Below are 15,083 nucleotides of genomic sequence, written 5' to 3'. Positions count from 1 at the left end.
GCGCAGCGAACGATTTCACATTCAATTGAATCTCAAGGCGAACGAATGAAGATTTCCCGTCAGGCCTACGCCGACATGTTCGGCCCCACCGTCGGTGACAAGGTCCGTCTGGCCGACACCGAACTGTGGATCGAAGTCGAGAAAGACTTCACCACCTACGGTGAAGAAGTGAAATTCGGCGGCGGCAAAGTCATCCGCGACGGCCAGGGTCAAAGCCAATTACTCGCCGCAGAGGTCGTCGATACGCTGATCACCAACGCGTTGATCATCGACCATTGGGGCATCGTCAAGGCCGACGTCGGCCTCAAGGACGGGCGCATCGCCGCCATCGGCAAGGCCGGCAACCCGGATATCCAGCCGAACGTGACCATCGCCGTCGGCGCCAGCACCGAAGTCATCGCCGGTGAAGGCATGATCCTCACCGCCGGCGGTATCGACACGCACATCCATTTCATCTGCCCGCAGCAGATCGAAGAAGCCTTGATGAGCGGCATCACCACCATGATCGGCGGCGGCACCGGCCCGGCCACGGGCACCCATGCAACCACCTGCACGTCCGGGCCGTGGCACCTGGCACGCATGCTCCAGGCCGCCGATGCGTTCCCAATGAACATTGGCTTCACCGGCAAGGGCAACGCCAGCCTGCCGGAGCCATTGATCGAGCAGGTCAAGGCCGGCGCGATCGGGCTGAAGTTGCACGAAGACTGGGGCACCACGCCGGCCAGTATCGACAACTGCCTGAACGTCGCCGACCAGTACGACGTACAAGTGGCGATCCACACCGACACGCTCAACGAATCGGGCTTCGTCGAAACCACCCTCGCCGCCTTCAAGGGCCGCACCATCCATACCTATCACACCGAAGGTGCGGGCGGCGGTCATGCCCCGGACATCATCAAGGCCTGCGGCTTTGCCAACGTGCTGCCGAGTTCCACCAACCCGACCCGGCCGTTCACCCGCAACACCATCGACGAACACCTCGACATGCTGATGGTCTGTCATCACCTGGACCCTAGCATTGCCGAAGACGTGGCCTTCGCCGAAAGCCGCATCCGTCGCGAAACCATCGCCGCCGAAGACATCCTTCACGACCTCGGTGCGTTCTCGATGATCAGCTCCGACAGCCAGGCCATGGGCCGGGTCGGTGAAGTCATCACACGCACCTGGCAGACCGCCGACAAGATGAAAAAACAGCGCGGCCCGTTGCCCGGTGATGGCGAAGGCAACGACAACTTCCGCGCCAAACGCTACATCGCCAAGTACACGATCAACCCCGCAATCACCCACGGCATCAGCCATGAAGTGGGCTCGATCGAAGTGGGTAAATGGGCCGACCTGGTGCTCTGGCGCCCGGCGTTCTTCGGGGTCAAACCGACGCTGATTCTCAAGGGCGGCGCCATCGCGGCCAGCCTGATGGGCGACGCCAACGCGTCGATCCCAACGCCGCAACCGGTGCATTACCGTCCGATGTTTGCCAGTTACGAGGGGTCGCTGCACGCCACCAGCCTGACCTTTATCAGCCAGGCAGCGCAGGAGGCCGGCCTAGCTGAAGCACTGGGTCTGAAGAAAAAAATGGCGGTGGTCAAAGGTTGCCGCAAAGTGCAGAAAACCGACCTGATACACAACGATTACCTGCCGAACATCGACGTCGATCCGCAGACTTATCAGGTCAAGGCTGACGGGGTTTTGCTGTGGTGTGAACCGGCGGATGTGTTGCCGATGGCCCAACGGTATTTCCTGTTCTGAATCCACAGGGCCCGACGTCAAGCGGCACCAGCCCTGAGGTCGGGTTTGCCCCCGGTTCGAGCGTCATCCGGAGTATTCGCTAGCGTCAGATATGGGGCTAAGATGCGTCACCCGCCCTTTGCGCTTAAGGTAAACGTCCATGCGCCTCAGTGATTTCATCGCCCAGCACGTAGACCGTATCGTCGATGAATGGGAACAGTTCGCCAGTACCATCACCCCGGCCGCCGAAAACATGGACCGGGTCGCCTTGCGCGACCACGCCAGGGCGATTCTGCTCGCCGCCGCCCGGGACATGACCAAGCCCCAGACCGCCATCGAACAGCTCGCCAAAGCCAAGGGTGGCGGCCCGGAAAAAACCCCAAGCCTGGACGAAGCAGGTGCCAGCCATGGTGAATTGCGCCACACCGTGGGTTTCGATCTGGTGCAGATGACCAGCGAATTCCGGCACCTGCGGGCCTGTGTGATTCGCCTGTGGGTCGACAGCCTGGAGTCGCCGGACCTGGCCTATTTCCAGGACATGATCCGCTTCAACGAAGCCATCGACGAAGCGCTTGCCGAATCCACCGCGGCCTACGCCGAACAAGTCAATCGCTCGCGGGACATGTTCCTGGCGATTCTTGGCCATGACCTGCGAGCGCCACTGCAAGCAGTGAGCATGTCCACTGAAATGCTGCTGCGCAAAACCACGCTCGAAGACGATGCGCTGGCCCTCGCGATCAACATCAAGCGCGGTGCGCGGCACATGGCGGTGATGGTCAGCGATTTGCTGGAACTGGTGCGCAGCCGCTTGGGCAAGAGCCTGCCGATCGAACCGGTGCCCATGGACCTGGCCGACGCCGCACATGTGGCGATTGCCCAAGCCTGCGCTGGTAACCCGCAATGCGATCCAACGCTGAACGTAGTGGGGGACACCCGCGGTGTGTGGGATGCCGGGCGCCTTGATCAACTGTTGCAGAACCTGATCGGCAATGCGTTGCAACATGGTTTGAACAAGCGTGACGTGACCGTCACCCTCAGCGGCGAACCCGACGCGGTTCGCCTCACGGTGCATAACTACGGAGCGCCGATTTCCGAGGACGCTATTGGCACGATCTTCGATCCACTGGTGCGCAGCGCCGACGATGAACTGGGCCAACCATCCACCAGCCTCGGTTTGGGCCTGTTTATCGTCAAGGAAGTGGTCAACGCCCACTCCGGGACGATCGAGGTCAGTTCCAATGAAGCTGATGGCACGCTGTTTACCGTGGTGCTACCGCGCCTGTCGTGAACGGCCTACTCGACCACTAACCGAGCCAACCGCTGCTTGAGCATGCGGTTTTCGGCCCGCAGTTGCTGGACCTCTTCCAGCAGATCCAGTGCCAGGGCAACGCCTTCCCATTCCAGCTCCAGGTCGTGCCGCAGCTTGGCGGCACGTTTGGCCAGCGCTAACTCATAATCGTTGAAACGCCAATCCTTGGGCTGGTTGCCCTGAGGTTCGAGGATGCCGTGTTCGACGATTTCGATCACGTAGACGTCCGACAGGTCGGTCGCCTCACAGAATTCTGCCAGGTCCAGTTGAACGATCAGGGGGTTGCTCATGATGGGCTACTCCGTCTCTTGGATCAGAAGTTTTCTCTAGGGTTGAACGCCGCTTTTTTCGCCAGTTCCTGCCACAGCGCCTTGACCTCGTCGTCCGAGGTTTTAGGCATGAGCGCCTTGAGCTGTACAAACAAATAACCGCGATGACCGGCCTTGTTCAGCAACCCATGTCCCTTGGCACGCATGCGCTGGCCATTCTGACTGCCGGCCGGAACTTTGAGGTTGATCTTGCCCGTAAGGGTCGGCACCGCAACTTCGGCGCCCAACGCCAATTCCCACGGGGCCAACGGCAAGGTAATGATCAGATCCTCGCCTTCGACGTCGAACTTGGGGTGCGGCGCAAAGCGAATGATCAAGAACAAGTCGCCATTGGCCCCGCCACCAGTGCCCGGTGCACCCTGGCCCTTGAGGCGGATGCGCTCGCCGTCGGTCACGCCGGCCGGAATTTTCACGTTCAGGCTTTTGCTGGTGTTGCTGACATGCTGACCGGCAGCATTGTACTGCGGCACCTGGAAGGTGACCTTCTTCGATTCGTTCGAGAGGGTTTCTTCCAGAAGAATCCCGAGTTCCATTTCCACGTCTTGCCCTCGACGTCCGGCACTACGGCCCGACTGTGCACCACCAAAACCAGGACCCCGGTTGCCGAAGATCGAACTGAAGAAGTCCGAGAATTCGCCCGTATCCTGACCACCACCGAAACCACCTGCGCCACGCCCCTGCCAACCCGGCGGGCCCTGGAACGGTTGGCCATGCTGGCCGTATTTGCGCAAATCGTCGTACTCGGCGCGCTTGTCGGCGCTTTTCAGCGCTTCATAGGCTTCCGAGGCGTCTTTGAATTTGGACTCGGCGTCCTTTTCCTTGCTGACGTCCGGGTGATACTTGCGCGCCAGTTTGCGATAGGCGGCCTTGATCGTCTTATCGTCCGCGGTCGGTTCCACACCGAGAATCTTGTAATAGTCTTTGAAGTCCATCTAAGGATCACCATCCGTTATCGAAATCGCGCCACCACCGCCAGCATGCGCTTATTGGCAGCCACCAGGTTGACCGATCTCAAGAGTGTGACCGGGTAGCGCATCAAAAATTTATCGGCAGCGGAGGGCGGTTCTTGCGACCGTCCGATGGCTGCCAGGCCCAATGCAGACAAGTTTGGGGCATAGGGCCGTCTTATCAAGGCGCTAATCGCTGAGATTTAGCGGATAGTCGGCCTTCGAATCTGCGCCGCACTGACATACACTGCGCGGCCGTTTTTTAACCGGAACTCGAAAGACATGAAAAACGCATCTCCAGCCCGTGCCTGTGGTATCGACTTCGGCACGTCCAACTCCACCGTCGGCTGGCTGCGCCCCGGCATGGAAACGCTGATCGCGCTGGAGGACGACAAGATCACCCTGCCGTCGGTGGTGTTCTTCAACATGGAAGAACGCCGTCCGGTGTACGGCCGCCTCGCGCTGCAGGAGTACCTGGAAGGCTATGAAGGCCGGCTGATGCGCTCGCTCAAGAGTCTGTTGGGCTCCAAGCTGATCAAGCACGACACCAGTGTCCTTGGCACGGCGATGCCGTTCAAGGATTTGCTCGGGCTGTTTATCAGCCAGTTGAAGAAGCGCGCCGAAACCGCCGCCGGTCGTGAGTTCGAGGAAGTGGTACTGGGTCGTCCGGTGTTCTTCGTCGATGACGATGAAATGGCCGACCAGGAAGCCGAAAACACGCTGGTGGACGTGGCCCGCGCCATCGGTTTCAAGGACGTTTCGTTCCAGTACGAACCGATTGCGGCCGCCTTCGACTATGAGTCGACCATTGAAAAAGAAGAGTTGGTACTGATTGTCGACATCGGCGGTGGTACGTCGGACTTCTCGCTGGTGCGCCTGTCCCCTGAGCGTCGTACCCACGCCAACCGTCACGACGACATCCTCGCCACCGGCGGCGTGCACATCGGCGGGACCGATTTCGACAAGCAGTTGAGCTTGCAGGGCCTGATGCCACTGTTCGGCTACGGCAGCCGGATGAAGAGCGGTGCTTACATGCCGACCAGCCACCACATGAACCTGGCGACCTGGCACACCATCAACTCGGTGTACTCGCAAAAGTCGACGCTGGCGCTGGGCAGCATGCGCTACGACATCGAAGACACCGGCGGCATCGATCGTCTGTTCAAGCTGATCGACCAGCGTGCCGGTCACTGGCTGGCCATGGAAGTGGAAGAAACCAAGATCCAGCTGACCCACGCCGACAGCCGCCATGTGCCGCTGGACCGCATCGAACCGGGTTTGAGCGTGGAGTTGAGCCGGGCACTGTTCGAATCGGCCATCGACAACTTGCTGGAGCGCGTGCGCAACAGCGTGACCCAGCTACTGAATGACGCCAATGTGCAAGTCGATCAGGTGGATACAGTGTTTTTCACGGGTGGTTCGAGCGGGATTCCGGCACTGCGCAACAGCGTCTCGGCGATGTTGCCGAACGCGCAGCATGTGGAAGGGAATATCTTCGGCAGTATCGGCAGCGGCTTGGCGATTGAAGCGATGAAGCGTTACGGCAACATGGNTCGAGCGGGATTCCGGCACTGCGCAACAGCGTCTCGGCGATGTTGCCGAACGCGCAGCATGTGGAAGGGAATATCTTCGGCAGTATCGGCAGCGGCTTGGCGATTGAAGCGATGAAGCGTTACGGCAACATGGACTGAGCCTGCGGTGTCGTTCCCGCGCTCTGCGCGGGAACGACCATTGGGTGGTTACACCATCCCCGCCTGCTTCAACTCACTCTTCAGGTACGCGTAATAAATCGGCCCTGCCACCACCCCCGGCAGACCAAACGCGGCTTCGAACACCAGCATCGCCAATAGCAACTCCCACGACTTGGCACTGATCTGCCCGCCAACGATGCGCGCGTTGAGAAAGTATTCGAGCTTGTGGATAAAAATCAGGTACCCCAGCGCCGCCACGGCCACCCAGATCGACAGCGACAGACCGACGATGGTGATCAGGGTATTCGACATCAGGTTGCCGATCACCGGCAGCAGGCCGAGCAGGAACGTCAATACGATCAAGGTTTTGGTCAGCGGCAGCGTGACCCCGAACATCGGCAGGACCACCGCTAGGAAAATCCCGGTGAAGAAGGTGTTGAGCAGGGAAATCTTGATCTGGGCGAACACGATGTTGCGAAACGCCTGGACCAGCAGGTGCAAGCGGTCGAACAGCGCGGCGGCCAATGGCTTGCGCTTGGTCACGTCCGGCACGCGCTGCAAGGCAATGATTGCCCCCAGCACCATGCCGATCAACAGCGTCACAAACATGTGCGCCACGTCCTTCCCCACCAGCTGCAAGTCGCTGAGGTGCTTGCTCATCCACTCGCCAATCGCCACGCGAAACTCGGCGGCGCTGGCAGGCAGATAGGCGTCGATGAACGGCGGCAGTTGTCCACGCGCCCGATCAACCACACCCATGAATTTGTCGAGAGAGGCGCCGGGGTTTTCCGCTTCATGCAGCAGAAAGCTGAAGGCACCGGCAAAGATCAGCGTCAACACACTGACCACTAGCGTTCCCAGTAACGCCACCGCCAGCCAGCGCGCACGCCGACCTTCGATCAGCCGCTGCAATTGCGGAGTGAGCATGTTGACCAGTTCGAACACCAGCAGCCCGGCCAGCAGACTGGGCAACAACCGCAGCGGTATCACCAGCAACAAACCGCCGAAAATGACGACCCAACTGATGAGTTGCAAGACTTGACGTTGAGAAAACGTTGGCATACTGCCTCAAAACGAACGGCGTAAAAGGGTTGGCAGTCTGCCAGCGTTCCGGCGGCGAAGCGAGCGGATGCCTTCGCCCCGTAAACGCTCGATTATTTTTTCTTCAGGCAACCGCTCATGAAGGTTTTGCGCGCATCGCCCTTGAGCGCTTGAGTGGCGGCATCGGCGTTGCAGGTTTTCATTTTCTGTTGCTGAGGCGTCAGGGGTTTGGCGGCATCGGCGGCGGGTGCAGCTTTAAGGCACGTGCTCATGAAGTTTTTGCGTTCGTCTCCCTTGAGGGTTTTCGCGGTAGCGTCAGCATTGCAAGTGGTCATCTTGTTCTGTTGCTCGGTGGCGGCAAAGCCCTGAGCGCAAAGCAGCAAACCGATCATCAACAAAGGGACACGTAACATCTTCATGGAGTTTTCTCCTTGTTGCCGCACCGACAAGCACGGCCTCGCTCTGGAGTGTAGACAACACCTGTTACACCCTCCGGGTCTGAAGGTGACTGCGTCGATACTGTTCCGGCGTGCACTCGGCCTGGCGTTGAAACATCGCAATAAACGCTGAGCCGGTGCTGTAACCCATATCGAAGGCGATTTCCTGAATGCTGCGCTGGCTGTCCAGCGCGTCGATCGCGGCCAGAAACCGCAACCGCTGGCGCCACTCACCAAAACTCATGCCCAACTCACGCACGAACCGCCGCGCCAGGGTGCGTTCGCTGACATGGATCTGCGCGGCCCACTCCGCCAAGGACCGGTTATCACCGGGCTCGGCCTGCAAGGCGTCCAGAATCCCGAGCAGGCCGGGGCTGCTAGCGTAGGGCAAGTAACACTCATGCACCGGTGCCTGTTGCAGTTGATCCACCAACACCTGAGCGAGGCGTTTGTCGGCGTCGTACTGCGCAATCTTCACATCCCGGGCGGCGAAGTCTTTGAGGATCGCTTTGAGGATGTCGCTGATGGCCAGGGTGCAAGCCTGTTGTGGCAGGTCGTGGCACATCGTCGGAGCCAGGCAGACCGCGCGATAGTTGATCGGCTGATGGCTGTAGAAGCTGTGCTCGGTCTGCGGCGGCACCCAGACCGCATATTGCGGCGGCGACATAAAGCGGCGGCCGCCGATTTCCATGTGCAATACGCCGTGGGCCGAATACTCCAGCGTGCCCCATGGATGACGGTGCGCCGAGGCATAACGATGGGCATCAAAGTCGGCATAACGGAAGTACACCGGGGCAGGCAGTTCGCTGAAATCGAGCAGATCGATGTGTTTACTGTTCATGCTGTCCGTCATCAGGAGCAGGTTGTCTGGATTGAAGTATAGGCTTGTATCCAGACAGGCGATAATCACTCTTCATTAACGTTCTGGTTTTCTCTGATGCAATACGCTTATCCCCTGCTGGCCATTTTCATTTGGGCTGGCAACACCGTGATTACCAAGATGTCGGCCGGGGCGATTTTCCCTGCCGAGATCGGTTTTTATCGCTGGCTGCTTGCCGGACTGCTGTTCACCCCCTTCATGCTCAAACCGGTGATCGCCCACTGGCCAGCGATCCGCCCGAACCTGGGCAAGATCTTTGTGCTCGGTGTGCTCGGCATGGCTGTTTACCAAAGCCTGGCGTACTTCGCTGCGAGCCTGACCTCGGCCACTAACATGGGCATCATCCTGTCGCTGATGCCACTGATGTCGCTGGCCATGGCGATCATTAGCCTCGGCCAGCGCCTGACCATCGGGGCCCTGGTCGGGGCGGTGCTGTCGCTCGCGGGGGTTTTGGTGGTTGTCTCATCCGGCAGCCTTGGTGCACTGCTCGAACACGGGGTGAACCTGGGTGACGCGATGATGCTGATCGCCACCCTGGCCTACGCGATTTACAGCACGCTGCTAAAAAAATGGCAGCTGCGTTTGCCGCCGCTGGTGTTGCTGTATTTACAGGTATGGGTGGCGGTGGTGGTGCTGTTGCCGCTGTTTCTCGCCTCACCGAAGATCGGCCCGACACTGCAGAACATTCCGCTGGTGCTTTACGCCTGCCTGCTGGCCTCGATGCTTGCGCCATTGGCGTGGATGCAGGCTGTGATCCGCCTGGGGCCGAGCCGAACCACGTTGTTTTTCAATTTGCTGCCGCTGATTACGGCGCTGATTGCGGCGGTGGTGCTGCATGAGCAGTTGGCGATGTATCACTTGGTGGGCGGGATGTTGACGTTGGGTGGGGTGATTTTGTCGGAGCGCTGGACCACGGTATTGGGCCGTAAGACTTGCGTCGTTTGATCTGACACCCCCTCGGAACGCGGTCTAAACTCCGGCAGCTTTCAATCGGGCAGCATGTTCGACAAACAACCGGACCGGCTCCGCGCCCTTGCCCACCAAACCCAACGACTGATTGACGATGTCGAAGTGATCCATCGGATACTCATCGCCGATCACTGTCCCCAGATGCGAGCTATAACGCCCGACCATCCCGTCGCAATGCCCGACTTCTCGAACGAAGGTTCGGGCAAACAACCGACAACTGCGGTTGGTCCCATCAAACAGATTTCGCCCGCGATCGGTCTTGCCCGGCTGCAAGGTCCCGGACCATGAGTAATACCGCACGCCATTGACCTCTTCCGGGCCATGTCCGCCCCAGGTTTCAGGCAAGCCCTGTGGATAACGCCGGTTGAACAGCGCCACGCCTTCCGTCGTCAGTGAATGATGGGAGGCATGGATATCCACCGGCAATTTCGGCCCGCGATAACCGGTTTCCAGCAGGCTCATCAACGCACCGATCCACCGCAGTAAAACGCTGAGCAAGCGCCCCTTGGCGCTGTCTTCCGGATAGTGTTTGTGCAGGTAATCCGCCAGCTCCGAGCCGTGATTGGGCCCTGCTACCGACGTCACCGACGCCACCAGTTCCGGATGCTTGGCGGCGGCGTAGCGGGCGGTGAGCGAGCCCTGACTATGGCCGATCAGGTTGACCTTCTCGGCCCCGGTTTCCCGCAGTATCTCCTCGATCCGCGCCAGCAACTGCTCACCACGCATTTCGCTGGAATTGAGCGGCGAGACCTGCACCGCAAACACAGTGGCCCCACCCCGGCGCAACGCCGAGATAATCCCGTACCAATACGGATAAATCAGCAGACGGACAAACCCGAGCATTCCCGGGACCAACACCAACGGATAACGCGTGGCGGAACCTTGCGACATGGGCGAACGTCCTGGTGATCAGTGAGATGACGACAGGCTAAAAGCAAGCTATCAGCCAAGCATCGGCATCGAAGATGACAACTCGAAGACCAGTCTATGACATCCCGCCCTACTTCAGCCCCACCACCCCCGCCACGATCAATCCGACCGACACCAAGCCGGCGGCGATCAGTAAAAACAGCCAGGCCATCTAGAACGCCGTGGCCAGTGCCCGCAAACGCTGCTCGGCCTCGGCGGCGGAAGTCTGGAAGGTGCGCGCCTCGGATTCTTCACCTTCGGCGGCCACGACCGTGATGTCGGTGATGCCGATGAATCCCAATGCCGTTCGCAACAACGGATCGGCATGATTCATCGCCTCAAGCTCTCCACCGGGCCCGAAACCTAACCCGCCGCGACTGGTGACAATCAACGCCTTCTTGCCCTGCACCAGCGGCTCGTATTGAGCAACGCCATTGTCCAGGGTGTGATTGAAGGTCAACCCCAACCGCACAATCTGATCGATCCAGGCCTTGAGGCCGCTGGGCACGCTGAAATTGTGCATCGGCGTGGAAATCACCAGTAAATCGTGACCGAGTAACTCGCCCACCAGTTCATCGCTGAACGCCAGGTCAGCCTGCATCGACAGCGGTCGCGCCTCGGGTTCGGGGTAAAACGCGGCGGCTACAAAAGCCTCGTTGACCGGAGGAATCAACGCCCGACCGACTTCGCGACGGGTCAGCGGCGACTGAGGATTGGCCGCCTGCCAGGCTGAAAGAAACACCTCGGCCAAGCGCCGGGAGTGAGAGCGGTCGCCACGGGGGCTGGCATGTACGGCAAGAATTGTGCTCATCTGAATCTCCTGTAGGGCTAAACTCAACCTGCTTGTGGCTTGCAGCTTGAAGCGCGTAGCCGCCCCTCTTCAAATGAGCAAAAATCAGTCTGGATGAATTGGTTTCATCCATGGAGTTTCAATGTTTGCCTCGCTGCCGCTGACCGCCCTGCGCGCCTTTGAATCCGCCTCGCGCCTGTTGAGCTTCAAGGCAGCCGCCGAAGAACTCTCGGTGACGCCGACAGCCGTTTCCCATCAGATTCGTTCCCTGGAGACTTGGCTCGGTGTGCCGTTGTTCGAACGACTGCCACGGCAAGTTCGACTGACGGACTGCGGTGAACGGCTGTTCCGCAGCGTGCACGGTGCGTTACTTGAAGTGGCACAAAGTGTCGATACCTTGCGCCCGCAACGCAGCGGCGCGAGCCTGACGATCTCCACCACCGCCGCTTTCGCAGCGTTGTGGCTGGTGCCGCGGTTGGGCCGGTTCTACGCCCGACACCCGAACATCAGCTTGCGGCTCGATACCCATTGCGAAGTCATCGATTTGCATCAGGACGCCAGCGTCGATCTGGTCCTGCGCTATAGCCTCGGCGATTACCCGAACCTTTATGGCCTGTGTCTGTTCGACGAATCCTTCGGTGTCTATGGTTCGCCCGAGCAAGTCGCCCTGGCCGCCAGCCGAGCGCCGACGCTGATCAGCGTGCACTGGCATAACTCCAAACTGTACGCCCACGGCTGGGAGACCTGGTGCGCACAATCCGGCGAGAACTGGCTTGCGGGGCAACCCGCGGTTCGTGAGTACGACGAAGAGCATTACGCCCTGCAAGCGGCGATTGCCGGGCAAGGCGTGGTGCTGGCGAGCAATATTCTGGTGTCCGAGAGCGTGGCCAATGGTTTGCTGGTGGCGTATAGGGGCGAAATCCAGGTCAATGGTGCCGGATACAGCGCCCTCTGCGTGCCAGGACGTGAACGGCATCCGCCGGTGCGGGCGTTTTTTGCATGGTTGCAGGAAGAAGCAGCGCTATCAGGACTAATGCCAAGATCGCGGCCTCCGGCAGCCTCAATTTAACAGGGCGTTGGTACCAACGAACTACTGGGTGGGTTTGACGGTGACTGGCGCCTTGCCAGCCTTCATCTGCTGCAGCAACGGCGCGCACTGATTCGGTTCGCCACCGCTCGGCGCCACCAGCGCCAGCAACCCTGCCGCCGGCGCCGCAATCACGCCCAACGCCACCATTCCCGCCCCACGCAAAATCAGCGGAACCGCCTTCACACCCGCATCAGGTTTGATGAACTTGCCCCGCACATACAACGGCGAACGCAGCGAAATCAATCGCCAGCCCTTGGATTCCGGGGTGATGGTCAGGTCCAGTTGTTCCGTCGCCATGTTGGCCGTGCCATCGATGTAGATGATCGCGTTTTCGGTATCGAAGACGAACAGACGCGTGGTCGCCAGCCCGGTCTTGATGTCGAAATCAGCAGCGGCGCAGTTGATCTTCACTTCCTTGTCGCCAAAGATCCTGCCGATCACATAGTTGCCGACGTTGAGCCCGGCAAGCTCCATCAACTCGCGGCTGATGGCGCCGTCGTTGATCAGCATTTTCAGATCGCCATTGGCGCTGCCCAGCAGCTTGGCCACCGAGTTGCCACGGCCAGTGATGTCGGCATCACCATTGAGCTCGCCGAAACTGGTTTTCATCGGCTCAAAGGTCGGGAACAACTGCTGGAGCTTGAATTTGCGTGCGGTGAGTTTGGCCCGGCCTTCCAACGGTTCGGTTCGGCCATTGAGGCGAATTTGAGCATCCAGATTGCCACCGGCCACGCCGAAGCGCAGGGGTTCAAGGCTGAGCACGCCGTCAGTGAGTATCACGTGGGTGTAGAGATCCTTGAGCGGCAGTTTTTCGTTATGGACGATGCGCTTGCCAGTGAACTCGACGTCAGCGTCCATATCGTGCCAGCGCTCGGTTTTAAACTCTTCGACCGGCAATACCTTGTCCGCCGGCTGCTTGCTTTCGCCGCCACGGGCCTTTTGTTGGGTGTTGGAATCGGCACCGATCAGCGGAGCGAGGTCGGCAAACAGCAGTTGATTGGAAACCAGCGAACCGCTCAGCTTCGGGCGCGGCTGAGTGGCGACATAAGCCAGGCTGCCATGGACATCGCTCTGACCGATCTTGCCGTTGAATTCGTCGTAACGGAACACGGCACCGTCCACTTCATGCAGCTTGGCGATCAAGTGCCCGTCAGTCTCGTACGGCGGTGTATCCGGCAGCGTTACGCCGGTCAGCGGATAGAGATTGCCCAGGCTGGTGCCGGCCAGTTTCAGGCGCAAGTCCAGGGCGCCGAGGTTCAGTGGATCGGTGAGGGTGCCGGCCAGTTCGACACGGGTGTCGGCGATTTTCACTTTTGCTTGAAGCGGGAACGGTCTAGCCGCGTCCTGCAACGCCAGCAAGCCGCCGATCTTGCCTTCCCCCGCGAGTTTCTGGCCGTGGTATTGGCCTTTGACCTTCAGCGCAAACGCATAATCCTGCGGCGCAGCGCCCTTCTCCGACGCGGTTTTCGCCGCGTTGTCACCGACGATGTCGCTGAACGGAATCGGTTTGCCCAGCGGGTCGATGATCAACTCAAGCTGCGTCTTCAGGTTCTGGTCGTCGAGGGTGACGTGGCCTTTGTCGAAGCCGATCGCACCGATGTCCACCACCCAGTTTGAAGGCTCGGCATTCGGGTCTTCGGGGGCGAACTTGAAGGTCCAGTTTGCACGGCCGTCGGCCAAGCGTTGGAGGTCGGCATTCGGTTCGGTGAGGTCGATGCGCGGAATCACCACGCGCTGCGCCAGCAAGGCCAGGGGCGAAAGGCGCAACTCGACGCGCTTGAGGGTGACCATCTGCGGCTTCTTCGACCAGTCCGGGTTGCCCAGGCTCAAGTCCTGCGCCACAACATGCGGCCACGGCACCCACGCGCGCCAGCCGCCCTCGTCGGGTTCACGCTGCCAGACCACAGCAAGGTTGCCGTTGATGGCGAATGGGCGGTGCAGTTCTTCGGAAACTTTGGCATTCAGCGGTGGTTTGAGCCGGTTCCAATCGAAGAACACGATGATCAGAACCAGCACGGTCAGCAGGACAGCAAGGCTGGCGAGGGTCCAGGTAAGAACTTTACGAGTGCGCGTCATTGCACAGGGCTCCTGATACGACTGAGCGCCCTGACTGCGACGCACGTTTGAAACGTTAGGCCAGAACCGGCCTGCCATGGAGTCTAGGACTGGGAAATGGCGCGCAGGTTTAACCGAAATACCTCTTAACGCTCAAATAATCGGCCGGCGACAGGATGCACCCTCAATCCGGCGTTACCGGACCCGCACTTTCACAAAGCGCAAGTGAGTCGAAAATACCCATCACGGCGCAAAAACATCCGCCGGAAACGCCCGATTTAGAGCTGTTTCACGGAACAATCAATTCCGTTGATTATTACCATTGCGTTTATGAACTTTTATATCGATTTATCGAGAGTAGCATTGCCCTCGTACCCACTTTACCGCCCTCCTACGGAGCACCTCATCATGAAACGCCAATTACTGCTTAGTCTCACCCTCTCGATGCTGGCCAGCACTGCTTTCGCCCTGCCAGCTGCTGAACAGACGACCCCACAAGTCAAATCCGCCCACTCGGTGTTCAGCCAAACCGTCGCCGAAGGTGGCAATGATCGCCTGAAAGAAAAAGGCTTGATCACCCAGGATGGCTCGGACCGCACGCCACAAGGCCAAACTCTGGCGGCTGACGGTTCCGACCGCACGCCACAAGGTCAAACCCTGGCCGCTGACGGTTCCGACCGCACACCACAAGGTCAAACCCTGGCCGCTGACGGTTCCGACCGCACGCCACAAGGTCAAACCCTGGCAGCTGACGGTTCCGACCGCACGCCACAAGGTCAAACTCTGGCATCTGACGGTTCCGACCGCACGCCACAAGGCCAAACCCTGGCAGAAGGTGGTGGTGACCGTGTCATCGAACGCAACAGCGCTTTGAGCTGAGCCCATGGTGGCCCTGAAAAAAGCCCAATCTG

General features: G+C 59.7%; 13 protein-coding genes and 1 pseudogene. 6 read left to right on the top strand and 8 right to left on the bottom strand.

Features of this window, described 5'->3' with window-relative positions:
- Positions 1-45 precede the first annotated feature (45 nt).
- Together ureC and ACXPVS_RS10575 are read left to right on the top strand one after the other, a co-directional pair.
- Entirely contained in the window at positions 46-1,746 is a 1,701-nt protein-coding gene (gene ureC / locus ACXPVS_RS10580; protein ID WP_458509880.1) for an urease subunit alpha, read from the top strand.
- Positions 1,747-1,885: 139 nt separating this feature from the next.
- Entirely contained in the window at positions 1,886-3,013 is a 1,128-nt protein-coding gene (locus tag ACXPVS_RS10575; protein ID WP_458509879.1) for a sensor histidine kinase, read from the top strand.
- Positions 3,014-3,018: 5 nt separating this feature from the next.
- Here the strand turns inward: ACXPVS_RS10575 and ACXPVS_RS10570 are convergent, their stop codons facing one another.
- Positions 3,019-3,324 carry a chaperone modulator CbpM gene (locus tag ACXPVS_RS10570; RefSeq protein WP_458509878.1) on the bottom strand — a complete coding sequence of 102 codons (306 nt, stop codon included), beginning with the start codon at positions 3,322-3,324 and terminating at the stop codon, positions 3,019-3,021.
- Positions 3,325-3,347: 23 nt separating this feature from the next.
- Entirely contained in the window at positions 3,348-4,295 is a 948-nt protein-coding gene (locus ACXPVS_RS10565; RefSeq protein ID WP_458509877.1) for a DnaJ C-terminal domain-containing protein, read from the bottom strand.
- A gap of 297 nt (positions 4,296-4,592) precedes the next feature.
- On the opposite strand from ACXPVS_RS10565, the pseudogene ACXPVS_RS10560 reads away from it, so the two are divergent.
- A pseudogene (locus ACXPVS_RS10560) lies at positions 4,593-5,862 on the top strand (Hsp70 family protein); the annotation flags it as partial.
- 187 nt (positions 5,863-6,049) lie between these two features.
- Here the strand turns inward: ACXPVS_RS10560 and ACXPVS_RS10555 are convergent.
- The 3 genes from ACXPVS_RS10555 to ACXPVS_RS10545 all read right to left on the bottom strand — a co-directional run bounded on the left by ACXPVS_RS10555 (position 6,050) and on the right by ACXPVS_RS10545 (position 8,320).
- On the bottom strand, positions 6,050-7,063 hold the full coding sequence (locus ACXPVS_RS10555; RefSeq protein WP_458509876.1) for an AI-2E family transporter: 1,014 nt from the start codon (positions 7,061-7,063) through the stop codon (positions 6,050-6,052).
- Positions 7,064-7,155: 92 nt separating this feature from the next.
- Positions 7,156-7,461, bottom strand: a complete 306-nt coding sequence (locus tag ACXPVS_RS10550; RefSeq protein ID WP_458509875.1) for a PsiF family protein — start codon at positions 7,459-7,461, stop codon at positions 7,156-7,158.
- A gap of 64 nt (positions 7,462-7,525) precedes the next feature.
- On the bottom strand, positions 7,526-8,320 hold the full coding sequence (locus tag ACXPVS_RS10545; protein ID WP_458509874.1) for an AraC family transcriptional regulator: 795 nt from the start codon (positions 8,318-8,320) through the stop codon (positions 7,526-7,528).
- A 96-nt stretch (positions 8,321-8,416) separates the two neighbouring features.
- On the opposite strand from ACXPVS_RS10545, the gene ACXPVS_RS10540 reads away from it, so the two are divergent.
- A complete protein-coding gene (locus ACXPVS_RS10540; RefSeq protein ID WP_458509873.1) occupies positions 8,417-9,304 on the top strand; it encodes a DMT family transporter in 888 nt (295 codons plus the stop codon).
- A gap of 24 nt (positions 9,305-9,328) precedes the next feature.
- Here the strand turns inward: ACXPVS_RS10540 and ACXPVS_RS10535 are convergent, their stop codons facing one another.
- Complete coding sequence (locus ACXPVS_RS10535) at positions 9,329-10,219, bottom strand: alpha/beta fold hydrolase (protein ID WP_458509872.1); 891 nt, start codon at positions 10,217-10,219, stop codon at positions 9,329-9,331.
- 190 nt (positions 10,220-10,409) lie between these two features.
- Positions 10,410-11,048: an FMN-dependent NADH-azoreductase gene (locus ACXPVS_RS10530; protein WP_458509871.1), complete on the bottom strand. Its 639-nt coding sequence runs from the start codon at positions 11,046-11,048 to the stop codon at positions 10,410-10,412.
- Positions 11,049-11,169: 121 nt separating this feature from the next.
- Between ACXPVS_RS10530 and ACXPVS_RS10525 the strand changes: the two genes are divergently transcribed.
- Positions 11,170-12,096, top strand: a complete 927-nt coding sequence (locus ACXPVS_RS10525; protein ID WP_458509870.1) for a LysR substrate-binding domain-containing protein — start codon at positions 11,170-11,172, stop codon at positions 12,094-12,096.
- 21 nt (positions 12,097-12,117) lie between these two features.
- Here the strand turns inward: ACXPVS_RS10525 and ACXPVS_RS10520 are convergent, their stop codons facing one another.
- Positions 12,118-14,193, bottom strand: a complete 2,076-nt coding sequence (locus tag ACXPVS_RS10520; protein ID WP_458509869.1) for an AsmA family protein — start codon at positions 14,191-14,193, stop codon at positions 12,118-12,120.
- A 387-nt stretch (positions 14,194-14,580) separates the two neighbouring features.
- On the opposite strand from ACXPVS_RS10520, the gene ACXPVS_RS10515 reads away from it, so the two are divergent.
- Complete coding sequence (locus tag ACXPVS_RS10515; protein WP_458509868.1) at positions 14,581-15,051, top strand: hypothetical protein; 471 nt, start codon at positions 14,581-14,583, stop codon at positions 15,049-15,051.
- The last annotated feature ends 32 nt before the right edge of the window (positions 15,052-15,083 follow it).

This window comes from Pseudomonas sp. Ma2-10 (genome assembly GCF_054330215.1).
The sequence above is the reverse complement of the archived record's forward strand: the minus strand, read 5'-3'. Positions and strand labels throughout refer to the sequence as shown.

Excerpts from the sequence above, each read along its gene's own strand:
- ureC (WP_458509880.1), top strand. The coding sequence starts at position 46 with ATGAAGATTTCCCGTCAGGCCTACGCCGACATGTTCGGCCCCACCGTC.
- ACXPVS_RS10575 (WP_458509879.1), top strand. The coding sequence starts at position 1,886 with ATGCGCCTCAGTGATTTCATCGCCCAGCACGTAGACCGTATCGTCGAT.
- ACXPVS_RS10570 (WP_458509878.1), bottom strand. The coding sequence starts at position 3,324 with ATGAGCAACCCCCTGATCGTTCAACTGGACCTGGCAGAATTCTGTGAG.
- ACXPVS_RS10565 (WP_458509877.1), bottom strand. The coding sequence starts at position 4,295 with ATGGACTTCAAAGACTATTACAAGATTCTCGGTGTGGAACCGACCGCG.
- ACXPVS_RS10555 (WP_458509876.1), bottom strand. The coding sequence starts at position 7,063 with ATGCCAACGTTTTCTCAACGTCAAGTCTTGCAACTCATCAGTTGGGTC.
- ACXPVS_RS10550 (WP_458509875.1), bottom strand. The coding sequence starts at position 7,461 with ATGAAGATGTTACGTGTCCCTTTGTTGATGATCGGTTTGCTGCTTTGC.
- ACXPVS_RS10545 (WP_458509874.1), bottom strand. The coding sequence starts at position 8,320 with ATGAACAGTAAACACATCGATCTGCTCGATTTCAGCGAACTGCCTGCC.
- ACXPVS_RS10540 (WP_458509873.1), top strand. The coding sequence starts at position 8,417 with ATGCAATACGCTTATCCCCTGCTGGCCATTTTCATTTGGGCTGGCAAC.
- ACXPVS_RS10535 (WP_458509872.1), bottom strand. The coding sequence starts at position 10,219 with ATGTCGCAAGGTTCCGCCACGCGTTATCCGTTGGTGTTGGTCCCGGGA.
- ACXPVS_RS10530 (WP_458509871.1), bottom strand. The coding sequence starts at position 11,048 with ATGAGCACAATTCTTGCCGTACATGCCAGCCCCCGTGGCGACCGCTCT.
- ACXPVS_RS10525 (WP_458509870.1), top strand. The coding sequence starts at position 11,170 with ATGTTTGCCTCGCTGCCGCTGACCGCCCTGCGCGCCTTTGAATCCGCC.
- ACXPVS_RS10520 (WP_458509869.1), bottom strand. The coding sequence starts at position 14,193 with ATGACGCGCACTCGTAAAGTTCTTACCTGGACCCTCGCCAGCCTTGCT.
- ACXPVS_RS10515 (WP_458509868.1), top strand. The coding sequence starts at position 14,581 with ATGAAACGCCAATTACTGCTTAGTCTCACCCTCTCGATGCTGGCCAGC.